Raw genomic sequence first — 17,380 nt, forward strand, 5'->3', positions numbered from 1 at the left:
TAGACACGCATAGGATGTTGCTCGTGAGGCAGTCAACACGCGATCTGACACTGGCTGGGATGACGCTGCGAAATCTCTACCGCCAGCGCATGCGCACCCTGCTGACGGCATTGGGTGTGGCCGTAGGCACGGCATCAATCGTCGCGTTCGGCAGCATCGCACGGGGGCTGTGGGCTTCCACACAGGCGTCGCTGCGCTTCAACCAGGGGGACCTCATGGTCTTCCAGCGCGGCGTCTCCGCGGACATCTTCAGCTCGCTGGATGAGCGCGAGACAACAGCCGCGCTCTTGGCCGATCCGGCGGTCGAAAGCGTCACGCCGGCCCTTTGGCAGGTGATGCCGGTTTGGCCAGCGCCGTTTTGCTTCGTCATGGGTCTGCCGATTGAGGAGGTGCAGCGAAACGCCGATCGAATTGTTGCCGGTCGCGCCATTGTCTCTGCAAACGAGGTCGTGCTCGGCGCCGTGGCCGCTAAGACCCTTCGCCGGGTTGTCGGCGAAAAGGTGCAGATCTCTCATCGGGTGTTCACCATCGTCGGTATTTTCGAAACCGACGTCGTTTTCTTCAACGCCGCCATCGTCGTGCCGTTGCCGTCCCTGCAGGAAGTCTGCAAGAAGACCGACCAGGTCACGAATTTCCAGGTGATGCTTAAGCCGGGAGTTGATCCGCGGGAAGCGGCAACTCGAATGGAAAGAACCAACGCCAAAATCGTCGCGATCGCCGGGGCCGACCAATATAAAAAAGTCGATCAGGGGTTGGAGATCGCCAATTCGGTCGTCGGCGTCATCGGCTTTCTGTCGATCGTGCTAGGCGGGGTCATCGTGATGAACACCATGTGGATGTCGGTGCACGAGCGCACTCGGGAGATCGGCGTCCTGCGGGCCCTCGGCTGGCCGAGCCGACGGATCGTCACCATGGTCATGATCGAGGCTACCGGCGTCGGCCTTTTGGCCTGGGTAATCGGCTCATTCGGTGGGGTGGGCCTTGCGATGCTGGCGGCGAGGCTGCCGATCGCCGACCAGTTCGTTGATCCGGTCTTTGACTGGCAACCCTTCGCTTGGGCCCTTGCCGTGGCGGTCGTGCTGAGCGCGCTCGGCGGAATCCTGCCCGCCTGGCGGGCGTCGAGAATCTCCCCGGTGGAGGCCCTGCGCTATGAATAACTCCGACCGGTGTCACGGCGGCGGCATTTCGGCCCGCGGTCTCGTCAAACATTACGAGGAAGGGCGCGTCAAGGCGCTGGACGGGCTCGATCTTGACATCGCTTCGGGCGAGTTCGTCGCGATTTGCGGCCCATCAGGCTGCGGCAAGTCCACGCTGTTGAACATGATCGCGGCCATCGACCGGCCGGACGCAGGCCGGATCGAAGTTGGCGGCACGGATCTGTCATTGCTGCGCGGCCAGGCTGTGGACGAATTTCGCGCCCTCGCGGTCGGCCTCGTCTTTCAGCTTCACAATCTGCTGCCGAATCTGACTGCGATTGAGAATGTACAGGTGCCGATGATGAGCCGCGACACTGCTCAGCAATCCTCGCATCGTGACCGGGCAGCAGGCCTCCTGGACCGCGTGGGCCTCGGTGATCGGCTCAGTGCCTTGCCGACGACGCTATCCGGCGGGGAGCGTCAGCGCGTCGCCATTGCCCGGGCACTGGCGAATGAGCCGCGCGTCCTACTCGCCGATGAGCCGACGGGCGCGCTCGACTCAAAGTCCGGGAATCGGCTGTTTGACCTGCTTGATGAATTGCGCCGGGAACGACGCATCACCCTGGTCGTCGTGACACACGATGCTGGAATCGCCGCGCGTGCCGAGCGGATCGTCTCAATGGTGGACGGCCGTATCGCGCCCGACCCGCTGTGACACGGTAAAGCATCCTCGCTACCATATTGTCCTTTGGACTCAAGGAAACTGAACAAAGGTAGTCCTGCATGGACTTTGGACTGACCCCTGAGCAACAGGAATGGCAGAACGCGGCGATCGAGTTCGCGAAGACGTCGTTGAACGATGACATGATCGCCCGCGATCATAACGCCGAATTCAACCGCGAATTCTGGAACCGCTGCGCCGAATTCGGCGTCCAGGGACTGCCGGTCCCGGAAAAGTACGGCGGCACAGGCGGTGACGTCGCCACCGGCATCGCCGTCATGGAGGGCCTGGGCTACGGTTGCAAAGACGCGGGCCTGCTCTTCTCCATCAATGCCCACCTCTGGACCAACTCCGTCCCCATCTTGCTCTACGGGAATGAGGCGCAAAAGGAAAAATACCTCCCGGGTTTGTCGAACGGGACGCTCATCGGCGCCAACGGCGCCAGCGAGCCGGAGAGCGGCTCCGATGTCTTCGCGATGAAGACAAAGGTGGTGAAACAGGGCGGCAAATACATCCTCAACGGAACGAAGATGTTCGTCACCAACGCCCAGATTGCCGACGTCATCGTCGCGTACGGCACGCTCAACGAGAGCATGGGCGTCCTCGGCGTCTGCGGCTTCATCATTGAGAAGGACTTTCCCGGCGTTTCGATCAGCCGCAAGCTCGACAAGATGGGCCTGCGGACGAGCCCGATGGCAGAGTTGATTTTCGAGAATTGCGAAGTTCCCGCCGAGAATCTTCTCGGTCGTGAGAGCCGGGGCGCGGAAGTGTTCAACTGTTCGATGGAGTGGGAGCGGAGCTGCATCCTGGCGAGCTGCCTGGGCACGATGCGCCGCCAACTGGAAAAATGCGTCGAGTACGCACGCATGCGCAAGCAATTCGGCAAGCCAATAGGTAAATTTCAGTCGGTGGCCAATCGCATTGTCGACATGAAGCTGCGTCTGGAAACTGCGCGGCCGCTGGTTTACAAAATCGGCTGGCTCAAGGATCAGGGCAAGTCTGCCGTCGCCGAGGCCGCGATGGCGAAGTTGTACCTGTCGGAGTCTTTCGTAAAGTCCTCGCTCGATGCGATTCAGGTCTTTGGCGGCTACGGCTACATGACCGAATGCGAACTGGAGCGCGATCTGCGCGACGCGGTCGGAAGCCAGCTTTACTCCGGCACCTCGGAGATTCAGCGCAACATCATCGCGTCGATGCTGGGTTTGTGATGGGGCATGGCCTGGCTCGACATGAGGGCCCGGCCGCACTGGCTTTCAATCATCCTGCCCACGACGGAGCAAATCGCCGACGGTGATTTTGCTGAAACTTTCCTTAAGAAGGCGGCTCATGTCGCCGGTGGCTCGATCGAGCATCGTCTGCACGCTGGGCGGCAACCCCTTTACCGCCGGGCCCTTATTTCGACCCTGCTTCAGGGCGCCGACACCCTCGAAAACGTCAAAAAGCGAGATCTTCTCTTCTGCTCGGCTGAGCCGAAATCCGCCCCGCGGCCCCCTGTCCGATTGTAAAACGCCGGCCCCGGCCAGTTGGCTCAGGATTTTCGCGACATAGGCCTTCGGCAGATGGTGTTTTTGAGAGATATCGTGTGCCCGAACCCCCAGTTCCTCGTTTGCACGCTGTTGTCGAGCGATTTCATAGATGGCCAGCAACGCGTAAGCCGCTGTCTTCCTACCTAACATTTCTTCTCCCACTGGGATGCGATCATTGCGTGGCTGAATTGCGATAGACCACGGTCGCGGCCCCCCGGCGTATGAAGACGTGGTACGTGCAACGCCGGTATTTCCGATCTCCAAAAAAAGGATGATAGGTGTCGAGTTTCGAGTTCGCTATGATTCTCGCGTCGAGTTAATGTTTCAAGCCGGGCTGTATTTTCGTGAATTGCCGCTCGTTACGCTATCAGGGAAAGACCTTAGTGACCAAGATTCTTGAGGAGCAACCGACTCGACCCTGGCTTCGCGCGCTGGGCGCGGACGACCTGCCGGAAGTTCTGGACATTGAAGGTCGACAACTCCGTCTTGATAAAACGTTCAAGCATGATTTCTTCGCTGTCACGGGACTTTATCAGGGAGAGGCCGACAAGGTCGTGCTCAAAGTGGGAAGGACAGCGACACTCTTCGGACTTCCGATGTCGTGGATCGGCGGACTTTTGGCCAATCACGAGGCCCGGCTCTTCCACCTGATGCGGGGAATCCCTGGAGTCCCGGCGTTTCGCGGTTGGTTTGGCCGGACCGGCATCCTGCACGACTACGTTGAGGGGCGGCCGCTGCAAAAGGATGACACGATTGACGATGAATTCTTCCCGAGGTTGTCGGCCCTCATTGACGCCGTCCATGCCCGCGGCGCGGCTTATGTCGACCTGGAGAAGCGAGAGAACATCCTCCTGGGCGACGATGGTCTCCCTCATCTGATCGACTTCCAGATATCCTGGTTCGTCCCGGCGAACCGGGGCGGCGAGGTCTGGCCATTTAGAATGATCCGCGACATTCTTCAGGCCTCCGACAAGTACCACATTATCAAGCACTGGCGACGCCTACGCCCCGACCAGCTTGCCGGCAGCCAGATAGACCGTTCGTATCGACCGCCTTTTTGGATAAGATGGCACCGAACTATTTTCCGGCCTCTCACGCTGCTACGGCGGCAGATCCTGGTCTGGCTGGGGGCCCGGGATTCGATCAAGGTCCGATCGCCCGGTTGATCTCGGCGATGTTTGGGAGATGAAGCACCGATGACGCTCACCGCTTCGCAAAAGGATGTAGTCGAGAACTTTCGAGGATCGTTCGAGGATCAACTCTCGTCGGATGCCCGATTCTCGTCTTCAAAGCGCCATGATCGCCCTGACGGCTCGACCCTGGCAACGCGATGGCAGTCGTCGGCGAACGAGCACGTCTGGTTCGAGATCGCCGTGCGCCCGCTCATCCCGCAGATTCGCGTGGGCATTCTGACCGACGACCGATGGAAGAGCGAAGACCTCGAGGAGAAGATCGAGGAGTCCGGCGACACGATGCGCGAGTTCGTGGAGATGGGCTTTGAGGAAGCAGGGCTCGAGTGGCTCGAACCCCCGGTGGAGCATTTTCGCGAAGAGATGAAGTTCTTCTACTTCTCGACGGCCTTCGAACTCAAGCGCCTGGACGAACTCGACGACCCCGCCGTCCGAACGAAGACGCGACAGATGTTCGACGGCTACCATCACGCCTTCGGTCCGTTTCTCGAATAGTTCCCGTGGACGGACCGCCTGCCACGCCTCGGTTGCGCACGCTCTTTCACTTCATTCGCCCAGAGGCTAAATAAACAGATTCGCATTCGCCGTGGACGTCGCATCGAGATAGGTGCCGACGCCGCCGATTTCGATGCCCTCCATTAACTCGTCCTTGTGAATGCCCATCACGTCCATCGACATGGCGCACGCCACCATGCGCACTCCGCCCTTCATTGCCGTTGTCATGAGCTCCGCGAGCGGCGCCACCTTCTTGGCGCGCATCGTTCGTTTCATCATCGCCGTGCCCAGTCCCGCCATGTTCATCTTTGACAGCCCCAGCCGATCCGGTCCGGCAGGCATCATCCAGCCAAAGAGCTTGTCCATCAGCGGCTTAACGCCTGAAGAAGCGCCCTGTTTTCGAAGCACGTTCAGACCCCAGAAAGTGAAGAACAACGTCACCTTCTGCCCCATGGACGCCGCCCCGTTGGCGATGATAAACGCCGCCATCACCCGATCGAGATCGCTGGAGAAAACGATGATCGTCTTGTCCCGCCCAGTCGCCTGCGGTGTCCCCGCCGCTTCCTGCCCGGCCGCTGCCCCGGCGTGCTTGCGGATGGTCGCCACAAAATGTCCGTTCTCGGGCCGGACCTGCAATAACTCATTGCCGGTCTGCCGGCACCACGCCGGAACATCCGCCGCGAATCCCGGGTCCGTCGACCGGATACGCAGCACATCGCCGTCCGTCAGGGTGCGCAGTGAATCGCCAATGGCGACGATCGGTCCCGGACACTGTTGCCCTCGAACGTCAATCTCCTTCGTCGCGGCGACTTCGGCGCCTTTGCCGGCGGCGCTGATGACGGTCGCGTTCGTTCGACTTGCAGTTTGTTTTGCTCCGTCACCGTCTCGGCACTCGGCCGGCCCATCACACGGTGTCGTAGGGGGCGCTTGCGCCTCCGGATGGAACATGCGGTAGGTCTTATACCCTCCCGAAAGGTTGCGCACGTCGTAGCCAAGCTGCGACAGTATGCGCGCTGCCGTGTAGCCGCGGAGCCCGACGGCGCAGTAGGCCACGATCGGCCGGTCCTTTGGCAATTCACCGGCCCGGCGGCGCAGCTCATCGATCGGGATGAGCGTGGAGGCGGGAATCGCCCCGGCCTCATGCTCGGCGATTGTTCGAACGTCGAGCAGCAGGTCACCCGTAAGATCGTCGGCGTGGGCGATTCTCACATCGCCGCGAACGACATTCGCCGCGACGAAGCCGGCCATGTTGATCGGGTCCTTGGCCGCGCCGAACTGCGGCGCATAAGCCAACTCCATCTGCTCCAGGTCGAAGACCGTCATCCCTGCCTGAATCGCCGTCGCCAGCACATTGATGCGGTTGTCCACGCCCTGACCGCCGGTGATCTGTGCCCCGAGGACGCGACCGTCGTCCTTGCTGAACAGCAACTTGATCGCCATCTGCTCGGCGCCGGGGAAATAATCGACGTGATGAGCCGGGTGTAGATAGACCTTCTCAAAATCAATGCCAGCCCGACGAAGAACCTTTTCGCTGGCGCCGGTCATTGCGACCACGAGGTCAAACACGCGGACAATGCTCGTCCCCTGCGAACCGCGATAGTGAGATGTCTTGCCGAAAATGTTGTCCGCCGCGATACGCCCTTGTCGATTGGCCGGCCCGGCAAGCGGGATAAGCGTATCGGCTCGGGTCACGAAATCCTTGGTGATGACGGCATCGCCGACGGCATAGATATCAGGGTCGCTGGTTTGCATCTGGTCGTTGACGGCAATGCCGCCACGCTCGCCGATCGTCAGCCCGGCCTCCTTTGCCAGCTTCGACTCAGCCCTGACGCCGATGGAAAGCACAACCATGTCCGCCGTCAGCGCCGTGCCGCTCTTGAGCTTCGCCGTGACCGCGCCCTCTGCATCGTCGAACGACTCGACAGCATCCGACAGGCGCAGTTCAACGCCGTGCAGCCTGAGTTGTTGCGCGATAGCAGAGGTCATCTCCTTGTCCAAAGGCGGCATGAGCTGGTCGAGCATTTCGACAAGGTGGACGCTCATCCCGCGGCGGCGAAGATTCTCGGCCATTTCCAGACCGATGAATCCGCCGCCAATGACCAGGGCGCTTTGCGCCGACTCGGCAGCCGTCTTGATCCGGTCCATGTCCGGAATGGTGCGAAGTGTAAAAATCTTCGGATGATCAATACCCGGCAGCGGCGGACGGATCGGCCCGGCGCCGGTGGAAATAATCAGATGGTCATAAGCCTCGTCGTACTCGAGGCCGCTTTCCAGGTTACGAATGCGAACCTTCTTTTCTGTCCGGTCGATGGAAAGCACCTCGTTGCGAACGCGAACGTCGAGATTGTGTCGGGCCCTGAGGCTCTCCGGCGTCTGAAGGAACAGCTTCGCACGGTCGGCAATCTCTCCACCGATGTGATAGGGCAGTCCGCAATTGGCAAATGAGACGTAAGGCCCACGCTCGAGCACGACGATCTCCGCCGGCTCACTCAGGCGACGGGCCCGGGCCGCGGCGGTGGCCCCGCCGGCCACTCCGCCGATGATGACGAGTTTTTTCCGTGTTGCCATGTGATTGCCTCCTGTTGCTGACGACGACCCCACCTGTCCACACCCGCGGCGCTAAGCTTCGTGCTTGCGGATGCACTCCAGTATCTTAAGCGCGCTGGGGTTGGCGACTTCGTAATAAACCGTCTTGCCGTGGCGCCGCGCGGCCAGCAGACCGTGGGCCCTCATCAGGTTGAGATGCTGGCTGCACGCGGCCTGTGAAAGGCCGAGGCGATCGGCCAGCTCACCGACGGCAAGGTCATGCTCCGCGAGGAGTTCGACGATCTTGAGCCGGTGCGCATGGGAAAGCACGCGAAACGCCGCGGCGCATCGCTCAAGGGTCTCCATCGAGATGCCCGATTTCGGCTTGATGCTCATGTAATAAATATATCATAATTATTTTATATGTCAAGCGAGGATATTCGCCCCTTCGCCCCCGAATCCCCCCAAACGGCCCTTTTACGGCGTTCTGCCAGGCGATTCGAGAATGATATTGATCGGCCCGTCGTTCACGCTGTGAACCGCCATCGTCTCGCGAAACCGGCCCGTCTCGACGTGAACGCCCAGGGCCCGTAACTCTGCACAGAATTGCTCGTAGATTTTTACCGCCTGCTCAGGCGGGGCCGCATCCACGAAAGCCGGCCTGCGCCCCCGGCTCGTGTCCGCGTAGAGCGAAAAATTGCTGATCGCCAGCGCCGCGCCGCCGATCTGGCTCACATCGAGGTTCATTTTCCCGGCGTCGTCTTCAAAGATTCGCAGCGTCGCGATCTTCTTCGCCAGAAATGCGGCATCCTCATCGCTGTCCTCGCGGCCGATGCCGACGTACAGCAGGAGCCCCCGATCGATCCGCCCCGTCTCCGTCCCATCGACCACGACCGCCGATGGCCCGACCCGCTGGACAATTATGCGCACGCCGTATCGCCCTCGCGACTCGGTCCGCTGAGTGAGTTGACGAGTTGCTGGGCCCGCTCGCGGACGCGCTCTCTGAGCTCCGGCGGCCCCAGAACCTCCACCTGACCGGCGTATCCGAGGATCCAGGAACTGATTTCCCGCAACCCATCCACCGTCGCCTCAAACAGCAGCGACTGATCCGCCTGCCGGACGGTCGATTGCGTCGAGTGCCACATGACCTCCTCCACGCTCGACGCCACTTCCGCCTTGAACAGCAGTCGAACCTCGTACAACTTACCGTCGGGAATCATGCTCCACGCGTTGCCGAAGTAGGCTCGTTCGTCGAAACCGCCGGGCTCCATTTCAAACGTCTCATCGAGCGGCGTCACGCTCACGAAGCGATCCAGTTTGAACGTCCGCGTCTCACCGTGCGTCGGACTCATCGCCAGCAGATACCAGCCGCGGGACATGAAGATCAGCCGCCGGGGCTCAAGCTCCAGGGTCAACTCCTTCCGGTCATATACGGAGTCGTAACAGACGCGCAGCCGCTTGCGATGCGACAGGGCGTGGTGAAGCGTGCGAAAAATGCCCGACGTCAAGTCCGTCGGCGTCGTTTGCGGGAACCGAACCGAGATTCCCTCGAGTATCTTCCCGCAGTGATTCAGTACGCTCGCCGGAATCGAGCTCTCGATCTTCAGGGCGGCGCTCAGCGCCTTCTCATAGGCCGGGTGAACCTGGCGAGACAGGAACTTCCGCGTGGTGAGCAGCAGTGCCAGGGCCTCGTCAAACTCAAGATGAAGGGCGGGCAGAAAGAAGGAGTCCGAGATCGCGTAGACGCTCTTGGTGTGCTCGAAGCGATACGGCACGCCTGCCTGATCGAGCATGGAAAGGTCGCGGAAGAGCGTTCGCCGGGAGACGCCGATCTGGGCGGCGAGGGCGTCCGCGTCATACGGCCGGCCTGATCGCAGCGTGGTAATCAACTTCAGAAGTCGAACGACTCTGGAGACATTCATGTGACTATCGGGCGATCGCGAGATGCGTCCTTCCGTTGCGAACTGCTCGTCACAGAGTATTCGATCCGTAGGCGCTTTGCAAACTTGAAGCCGCGGCAATCAGTAATACGACACCCAATATCAGGATCGCGCGACGATGCTCGCGGCGGCCCGCCAGGCAGTACGCAGCGCCCACCATCGCCAGCGTCGCCGGACGAACCCATTCCGCGGGCAAAGCGACCGGAGAAAGGAGTGCAATGATTGCGGCACTCGGAAGTAGGAGCATCGCCAGGGTCCAAAGCGGCTTCTCGAAGCATCTCGCCTTCGAGTGAACCGCCGACTCCGCCGCCAATAGAACCGGAATCACCAGCCCGCCGAACACAACCGCGTGATATTGAAGAATCCACCCGCGCAGCGCCGACGTCGGAATTCTCACAAAAATGAAAGTGAACCCCGAAATCGCCACGGCCACGCTCAGAGTGGCCATCGAGCTGGAGCCGTCGCGGATCGCCGCTCGCGAAGCCAAGAGCACGATGAGCCCGATCGCGCAGACGCCCGAAACAAGCCGCCCCCAACTGCGGTCATCGCCGCTCGTCGGCACCATCTCCGGCCAAAGCGCCATTTGAAACGCCGTCAGCATCGCCAGCGCCGCGATGACGAATGCCGCGCGTCGGGCATAGGGAATCAATCGTCCCGCCGTCGTCCACGCCTCCTTGCCTAATAGCTGCTGTCGCCAGAAGGCTGCCATCCACCGCCAGAAACCGAACATGATCGCCAGGGCGAACAATACCGCGTTAAAGGTGGCGGGCATTCGGTCTGCATAAGCGTCCGAGGCGCCGCCGATGAAGCCCCCGATCAGGCACGCGAAAAGAGCCGCCGCCGCCGTAAGCAGGCTGATCCCTAGTGCAGCGGTATTGGCACTCCATCGCCGATAGGTCATGAACATGCTGACCACGCCCGTGGCCGTCGTTGCCGCGACGCCCACGAATGCCGCCTCCGGCCCCAACGGTTCGCGCCGCACAATGACGTAAACACCCAGGATCAGCACCGCCGCCGCCAGCATCGCCTCCACCTGAATGAACATAGGCCATCGCGAATAGGGCGCCGACAGTTCCCCCAATCGGTCCGGCCAGGCCCGATTCTGACGATTGCGGTAGAGCAAGTCCTGAAACAACGCCGCCGTCACCACCACGCAGCTCAGGCCCACTTGCAACTGAAGCGTCCAGCTCCACCATGCCGGTCGAAACCGCTCGAAGATCATCGACGATTCCCCCGATCGTGTGGCCGCTTCGGGGATCATCAATCCGCTCCACCACACCAGCATCGCCGAAAGGATGAGCAGCATCACCGGTTGCTGCGGCCGGCGTCCGGATAGCGTCCAGACGAGAACGGCGATGAGCAGGGCGATGATGTCCCACCATTCCTTTCCCGTTGGCTGTCCGGCATGCAGCCATGACGGGTTCAGGACGCGAGACAAGGTCAGGCCGACCAGCGTGTTGAGTACGAGGACCGCCCCCGAAACGCCGGTCACCAGGGCCCACGCAAAAAAGACCCGACTTGTATGCGGCGCTTCCCCTTTGACCTGCTTGGACTTGAAGAGCGACGAGAACCAGCCCATCACCGCCCAAAGGACGCAGAGTGTCGAAGTGATGTGGCAGGCCGAGTAAAGCGTCCACGCCGTCGCTTCCCTCGAAACGACCGTCAAACCAGCCGCCAGGCTCACGGCGCCGACGAGAATAGAGGTTCCCAGTCCTCCCGGAAGTCGACGATGAAGAGCCTGACACGCAATGCCAAGCGCAATCAAAAAATAGGAAACCGCATCGGCATGCCGAATGACGCCCCGGACGATGCCCGGCAGCGACTCGTCCATGGCAACCTGTGCGAGGGGCAGCATCATCCGTGAGGGTAGCTCGTGAGATACAATCGGGCGATTCGAAAAAACCGCGAATAGCGCCGCTTACGGCTCTTCGGAGAGTACGACGTTGTTGTATTCGAGCAGCGTACCCTTAGCCCGCTCAACGTCAATGATGCCCTGATTGTAATTCACCAACGCTGTCAGAAGCCCCCGCCGCGCCTGGGCCAGACTGACCTGAGAATTGAGAATGGTATCAAGCTGTTCCGGGCTCTTGCGCTCCTGCCGCTCCTGAAGCGAGCGAAGATTCTCGGATGAGGACGTAACAGCTTCGTGACTCGGTCCAAGCTGTTCGAAGTTCGTCTCCAGATTGCGGAGGGCGACGCGGCAGTCGGTGATGATGTCGTCGAGTGACCGTTTGTACTGAAAGACGGCCTGCGACTGCTGAAGCTTCGCGATGCGTATCCCCGCCCGCTCGGCGCGCTCGCCGAAGTTCCACAGAAACTCCATGCCGATATATTGATCGATGAAGTTGCCGCCCGTCTGCTGATCGAACGCGCGATCCGCGCTGGGCCCAAGCCCGTTCACGGTCATACGATAGACGACGTCGAGCTGCGGCAACGCCTGGTTCTTGGCAATCCCCAGTTGAAGCCGCGTGTTATCGACGCCCACCCGCGCCTGGATGATCTCCGGCCGGCATTCGATGGCCGTCTGAACCGCATGATACCGATCGCGGAGGATCGCGGCCGTGGTCGGTTCATCGATCGGTAGAATCTCGTACTCGTTCGACATCGGCCACTCGGGATCGTTCATCAGGTTGAGAAGCTGATCCTCGGCATTGCGAACGCGATTCTTCACGTCGATGTACTCGAACTCGCGAGCCTTGACCGCCGCCTGGCTGCGGAACAGAAGGGTCTGATACGCGTCGAAGTCTTTGCGTGCCTCGATCTGCGAGAGCGTGAGGTTCGCCTCGGCCAGCAGCTCCGCGCTCACCACCACGTCGCGTCGAGCGCCTGCGAGGGCCCAGTAGGCCCGCTCGGCGTTGTTCAGCGTCTCGATCACCCGGGCCCTGAAGGCCTCCTGATTGATCTTCTGCTCATTCTTGCGAATGTTGATTTGTGCGCGGTTGAAGTCGATGCCGAAGTTACGCAGAACCGGCTGTCGAATCTCGGCCACAAACGTCTGCGTCCACGACGGATTCAATAGCTGGAATTGAAACCCCGGATTATCGATGCGGGTCATTTGCTGCGTCAGCGTGACCTGTGCCCCGGTCGCCAGCAGCTTGCGAATCCCGCCGTTGACCACCGTTGTGTCGGTTTGCGAGGCAATCAGGGCCGAAGGCGTCGGCTGATCGGTGTTGTTGCGGTTGACATTGGCGAAAAAAGCCATGTCGAACGCCGCCTCGGCCTGCACCACCTGGGCCGCGCTGATCGCCGGCGCATAGCCGTCCAGCCGTATCTGGTAGTTGTTCGCCAATGTCCGGCGAAGACAGTCCGACAAAGCCAGGCGAAGCACATTGGGACGGGAGATCTCCCTGATCTTCTCAAGGGCCGCTTCGTAGATATTCTCATACTCCCGTTTGATGTTCTGGCTGAAACGGGTTACCTCCAGCCGCTTCTTAAAGACTTCCTCGGCCTTGATTGGGTCCGGAAGCTGCAGCCAGATCGTCGTATCAAGGGAGAGGTTTCCGGCAGACGATCTCGGTTCACCGCTAAGGTCGACCGGTGCCGGGCGATCGATGTTCGCAAGCTCCGGCGCCGTCTGGCTCTTGGGTGCCTCGGCCATCCGATCCTGGTACTCGGCGACCTGCGCGGAATCGACCGTTACCGCGTCCTTCTGACAACCGACGGTAAAGCAAGTACTGAAGGCCGCGGCGAACGAAACGATGGCGTAGAGGGAAGCTCGCTGCATGGAAGGAACCGGTTCCAGAATCCTGTGCTGATAAGGAGGCCGCCCCAAATGGCGAATCTCAGAATTCACCGCAGGGCCTCGCCTTTTAAGGGGGCCGACGACCGCTGTCAAACCCGTTGCCAATACTGATACAACGGCAAAACTCGGGCAAACTCTCTAGTCTGCGGCCCCGCTGGAATGTTTTTTCAGTGGGCTCTCATCTATGGGCCGTCGAGTCCGAACCGGTCCCGGGCCACCGGGCCGACCGACTCCAAAGTCTCGCTCTGCCGGTCAGGCCTCCCCGGGCCCCGCACCCGTCCCGAGCTCGATCCCAAGCCGCCTTTTCGCCCGGGCTCAAGTTTTCTCAGGTTATGTTCCGATAGCGCTACGTAACCAAAAAGGAACATAATCATGGACGACGTGTTCCCGGCGATCTCAGACCCCACGCGACGTGCCATCCTTCGCCTCTTGTCCGGAAAGCAGATGCCGGCAGGCGCCATCGCGGCCCACTTCGATCAGCAGAGGCCCGCCATCTCCAAGCACCTCGCCATCCTCCGGCAGGCAGGGCTATTGACCGAGACCCGCCGACGTCAGGAGCGGCTTTACGCAATCCGGCCGGGCTCGCTCGACCCGCTTCGGGTGTTTCTCGCGGAGATTCGTCCGCCCGACGACGGCGTCATCCAGACCGCGACCGCCAGAATCCTCGCCCGTGGCCCCAGCGCATTTGTCCCGGCCCCGCCAAGGCCAACCAACCTCTCCGACGCAGTCACGAAGCGAGAGTCTCAGTCGTTGACTCCAGCACCAACCAACGAACACGCTCAATCGGAAGCACCGGAAGAACCAATGGCCGCCGCAACTCCGGGCTTCAATCTGGAGTTCGACTAACCCGCATATTTCATCAGTGATCTTCGAATGGTGATGGACGGAGTTTTTCGGCTTTGTGCGTGAGCGGAGGGACGAAGGTGGAGGTTGGAGCGCGCAGGGCCCCCTTACCCCCAAGCGGTGATCAGGTTGTTTTTCGGGTCATGATGGGGCGGGCGGGATCAGGCGGAGTCGTGGAACCAGGGATCGCCACAGGTCCTGCAGGGGGCAGCTGCTCGACAGTCGCAGTACGACGCGGCGCACGGAGACGACCACCCGCGCGGCGACCTTGAGGAGTTTCAGGCGAATGGTGTTCACCTGGGCCTCGGCCAGTTCGGTGCCGGCCAGGGCCGTGCGGCGCAGCGTTTCCACCAGGACGTAGGCCGCCGAGGACAACAGCAGCCGGAACTGATTGGCCAGGAAGGCGTGGCAACTGGTGCGATCGGCGAAGAGCCCGAGCTGCTGCTCCTTGATGCGGTTCTCCATGTCGCCGCGGGCCGTGTACAGACCGTCGTAGATATCGTTCGGCGTGCGGTCGGTCAGGTTGGTCACCACGAATCGAACGTTGGGCCCCTGAACCAGCCGCTCGGCCTTGACGATCACGCGGCGCGGGCGATCCCAGGTCTGCGCCGCGTACTCGATCTCGTGGAAGTTCCGCACCTTCTGCTGCGTGGTGGCGAACTGGGCCTCGGCCGCCTGCATGAAGGACTCGGCCGCTTTCTCCAGGACGGTGTTGCGGGCCAGGCCCAGCACGTACTTGACGCCGTGCCGGTCGCACCATTTCATCATTCGCCGGCGGCAGAAGCCGGAATCCCCGCGGACGATGATCCGCACCCCGGGCCACGCCTGTCGCAAGCGCTGCACCAGCAGCTTCAGGATGGGCCAGGCGTGATGGGCCCCGTCGATGTTGCTGGGCCGCAGGTAGGAGACCAGCAGCCGCGAGCCGCAGAACACATACAGCGGTAGGAAGCAGTGGTGGTCGTAATAGCCGTGGAAGAAGCGGCCTTCCTGGTTGCCGTGGATCGGATCGTCGGTCGCGTCGAAGTCGAGGATCAATTCCTCCGGCGGCGATTCATAGGACGCGATGAACTGCTCCACCAGCACACGCGACATTCGTGCCAGGTCGCCGCGCGTGACGCGGTTCTCCAGCCGGCACAAGGTCGGACTGCTGGCCAGCGGCTCATCCGCGCTCGGCGGCCGCCCGGTCAGGACCGCCAGCACGGGATCGCTCCGCAGGGCTTGATGGTCGTTGAGATCTTCGTAGCCCATCGCAATGGCAAAGATGCGCTGGGCCAGCATGACCCGCTGGTCATGTTGAATTCGGGCCGGATCACGCGGGTCGTTGATGACCCCGGCCAGTTGATCGACCAGGCCCAGACGCCGCTCGACCTCCCGAAGCAGCAGACCCCCGGCGTCTGAGGTGAGCGTTCCGCCTGTGAAATCGGCCACGATTTTCTTGCGGCCGAGACTGGAAAAGAACATCGGTTTGCTGTTACAGTCTGTCACGAAAAAGCCTCCCTGCCTATGGACCGGAATGTTCTTAAGAAACCCCAGTCTACAAGGCTTCGAGGCTTTTTCTATTCCTATTCAACGCCGACCTGATGAAATATTCGGGCTAATCAGTTTTTTCGCCGGCCATGGTCGAAAACGGCCGCGATCTTCGGTGAGGGGAGATTCAATGCGCTGCATCGATCGTAAACGTCGCCCCGCAGCCGGGCTTGGTGCATTCTGCGCTGCGTGATGGCCCGCCTTGATGAGCCGCTGTGATGACCCCCAGCACGCCGATCGCCGCATGAATACACAGGCCCTCGGGTGTCACGTCGGTGACATCAAATGCGTCGCCCTTCCTGCAATCGGCGGGGCATGTACCCTTCGACGGCGATCTTGTGCACGCGACCGTGTACTCCGAAGCCTCGCCGGCCTCGGTTGCCGATTGTGCCTTGCCGGTCGTTGTCGACTCAGACCCGTCCGAAAAGTCGATTTCGATGACGTCCTCGCCCGCATCCATGGCGAGGTTGGCCAGTTCGTCGGCTCGGGCGTTGCCTTCCCGGCGCACGTGTCGCACCGTCCACTTCGAAAACTTCTTCAACCGGGACATCGCCTCGTCAAAGAGCGTCTGAAGGCCCGGATTCTTGACGCGATATTCGCCGTTGATCTGCTTGACGAGCAGTTCGCTGTCGGAATGGATGAGCAATTGCTCGGCGGACAGGCGGTGCGCGACCTCCAGGGCCTTCAGCAGGGCGGAGTATTCAGCGACGTTGTTGGTCATCCGGCCGAGGTAAAAGCCCGCTTCAAGCTGCGCGGTCCCCTCATCGTCGTGAATGACCACGCCGCCGCCCGCTGGACCGGGATTGCCCCTTGCCCCGCCGTCAATATAAATCACCAGCTTCATAGGGAACTCGTCAGAATCTCTTCCACTGCGCGATGGCCTTGGAGGAGGTTACCGCTCAGCCGATTCACCGCCGAGTGCCCGCGGTTCCGGCCGATTCCATGTAGAGGATGCGTCCGCAGATGTTGCACGGGGTGGCTTCGTCGCGCGACAAAACCGCGTTGACCTGCTCAATGGTGATGGACATGTTGCATCCGTCGCAGGCGTATTCGGCGCGCTTCGGATTGGTGCGGATTACCCTCGCCATTGCCTCGCCATCATTCTTGCGAGCGATGCGCTCGAAGATATCCAGCGCGCCCGGAGGGACCACCGCCGCTGCGGCCGCCCGTTCTGACATGAGCGTCTCGAGTCGATTCTTGGCCTTGGCGTTCGCCTCCTCAACCACCTTCTGGGATTGGCTGAGCCGCTCCAGTTCCGCGGCGCGCTCCTCTTTGATCGCCGCCTGTTCCTGGCGCTTCTTATCAAGCTCGCCCATCAGGGCCAGAACCCGATCCTCGACCTTGCTGCTGTCAGCCTTGAAGGTATTCAACTGGGTGAGAATGGCGGAATATTCTTTGTTCGTTTTGGCGGTTTGAAGGGCGGCCCGGAGTTTCGATATCTCGACTTCGCGCGACTTGACGTCGAGGTCCAGGCGATCCGTCTCCATCTGACTCGCGCGAATCCCATCCTGGGCGCGCTTAATCTGTTCATCCAACTCGGCGACACGCGACTCGTGCTGTTTGACGATTCGGGCCTTGCGGTGGATGCCGCGATTGATCTCCGCGATCTGCAACTCGACCTCCTGAAGGCGATGCAGTGCGTCGAGGGTGGCTCCCATGCGAGGTCGAGTCCTTTCTTTGCTTCGGACGGACGGCGGTATTTGCAACGGACAGTTTGTCCAGAGCAAAGCTATT

Annotated in this window: 16 protein-coding genes; 6 read left to right on the plus strand and 10 right to left on the minus strand. The window is 61.1% G+C overall.

From position 1 onward, the window contains the following. Nucleotides 1–23 precede the first annotated feature (23 nt). The 3 genes from HS101_12555 (at nucleotide 24) to HS101_12565 (ending at nucleotide 3,065) form a co-directional block, all read left to right on the plus strand. Nucleotides 24–1,157 (plus strand): ABC transporter permease, encoded by a 1,134-nt coding sequence (locus tag HS101_12555; GenBank protein MBE7507093.1) that lies wholly within the window; start codon nucleotides 24–26, stop codon nucleotides 1,155–1,157. Beyond that, nucleotides 1,150–1,851, plus strand: coding sequence for an ABC transporter ATP-binding protein (locus HS101_12560; protein ID MBE7507094.1), 702 nt, complete (start codon nucleotides 1,150–1,152; stop codon nucleotides 1,849–1,851). Before HS101_12555 ends, HS101_12560 begins: the two co-directional genes overlap by 8 nt. Nucleotides 1,852–1,919: 68 nt before the next feature. Continuing rightward, on the plus strand, nucleotides 1,920–3,065 hold the full coding sequence (locus tag HS101_12565; GenBank protein MBE7507095.1) for an acyl-CoA dehydrogenase family protein: 1,146 nt from the start codon (nucleotides 1,920–1,922) through the stop codon (nucleotides 3,063–3,065). Nucleotides 3,066–3,110: 45 nt separating this feature from the next. On the opposite strand, the gene HS101_12570 is transcribed toward HS101_12565, so the two are convergent. Then, entirely contained in the window at nucleotides 3,111–3,533 is a 423-nt protein-coding gene (locus HS101_12570) for an Rrf2 family transcriptional regulator (GenBank protein ID MBE7507096.1), read from the minus strand. Nucleotides 3,534–3,766: 233 nt separating this feature from the next. Between HS101_12570 and HS101_12575 the strand changes: the two genes are divergently transcribed. Beyond that, nucleotides 3,767–4,549 (plus strand): hypothetical protein, encoded by a 783-nt coding sequence (locus HS101_12575; protein ID MBE7507097.1) that lies wholly within the window; start codon nucleotides 3,767–3,769, stop codon nucleotides 4,547–4,549. A gap of 30 nt (nucleotides 4,550–4,579) precedes the next feature. Continuing rightward, nucleotides 4,580–5,068: a hypothetical protein gene (locus HS101_12580; GenBank protein ID MBE7507098.1), complete on the plus strand. Its 489-nt coding sequence runs from the start codon at nucleotides 4,580–4,582 to the stop codon at nucleotides 5,066–5,068. 66 nt (nucleotides 5,069–5,134) lie between these two features. On the opposite strand, the gene HS101_12585 is transcribed toward HS101_12580, so the two are convergent. The 6 genes from HS101_12585 to HS101_12610 form a co-directional block, all read right to left on the minus strand. Then, entirely contained in the window at nucleotides 5,135–7,636 is a 2,502-nt protein-coding gene (locus tag HS101_12585) for an FAD-dependent oxidoreductase (protein MBE7507099.1), read from the minus strand. Nucleotides 7,637–7,687: 51 nt separating this feature from the next. After that, complete coding sequence (locus HS101_12590; GenBank protein ID MBE7507100.1) at nucleotides 7,688–7,990, minus strand: winged helix-turn-helix transcriptional regulator; 303 nt, start codon at nucleotides 7,988–7,990, stop codon at nucleotides 7,688–7,690. 81 nt (nucleotides 7,991–8,071) lie between these two features. After that, entirely contained in the window at nucleotides 8,072–8,524 is a 453-nt protein-coding gene (locus HS101_12595; protein ID MBE7507101.1) for a D-tyrosyl-tRNA(Tyr) deacylase, read from the minus strand. Then, nucleotides 8,515–9,516, minus strand: coding sequence for a WYL domain-containing transcriptional regulator (locus tag HS101_12600; protein ID MBE7507102.1), 1,002 nt, complete (start codon nucleotides 9,514–9,516; stop codon nucleotides 8,515–8,517). The genes HS101_12595 and HS101_12600 overlap by 10 nt, the downstream gene beginning before the upstream one ends. A 49-nt stretch (nucleotides 9,517–9,565) precedes the next feature. Further along, nucleotides 9,566–11,392: a hypothetical protein gene (locus HS101_12605; protein ID MBE7507103.1), complete on the minus strand. Its 1,827-nt coding sequence runs from the start codon at nucleotides 11,390–11,392 to the stop codon at nucleotides 9,566–9,568. Between the two features lie 60 nt (nucleotides 11,393–11,452). Beyond that, nucleotides 11,453–13,258: a TolC family protein gene (locus HS101_12610; GenBank protein ID MBE7507104.1), complete on the minus strand. Its 1,806-nt coding sequence runs from the start codon at nucleotides 13,256–13,258 to the stop codon at nucleotides 11,453–11,455. A 390-nt stretch (nucleotides 13,259–13,648) separates the two neighbouring features. On the opposite strand from HS101_12610, the gene HS101_12615 reads away from it, so the two are divergent. Continuing rightward, entirely contained in the window at nucleotides 13,649–14,122 is a 474-nt protein-coding gene (locus HS101_12615) for a winged helix-turn-helix transcriptional regulator (GenBank protein MBE7507105.1), read from the plus strand. A gap of 138 nt (nucleotides 14,123–14,260) precedes the next feature. Here the strand turns inward: HS101_12615 and HS101_12620 are convergent, their stop codons facing one another. From HS101_12620 to HS101_12630, 3 genes are all read right to left on the minus strand, one after another. Further along, complete coding sequence (locus HS101_12620; GenBank protein ID MBE7507106.1) at nucleotides 14,261–15,580, minus strand: IS1380 family transposase; 1,320 nt, start codon at nucleotides 15,578–15,580, stop codon at nucleotides 14,261–14,263. Nucleotides 15,581–15,773: 193 nt separating this feature from the next. After that, on the minus strand, nucleotides 15,774–16,490 hold the full coding sequence (locus tag HS101_12625) for a reverse transcriptase-like protein (GenBank protein ID MBE7507107.1): 717 nt from the start codon (nucleotides 16,488–16,490) through the stop codon (nucleotides 15,774–15,776). Nucleotides 16,491–16,554: 64 nt separating this feature from the next. Next, complete coding sequence (locus HS101_12630; protein ID MBE7507108.1) at nucleotides 16,555–17,304, minus strand: hypothetical protein; 750 nt, start codon at nucleotides 17,302–17,304, stop codon at nucleotides 16,555–16,557. Nucleotides 17,305–17,380 lie beyond the last annotated feature (76 nt).

It is taken from the genome of Planctomycetia bacterium, from assembly GCA_015075745.1.
Taxonomy (GTDB): Bacteria; Planctomycetota; Phycisphaerae; order UBA1845; family UTPLA1; genus UTPLA1.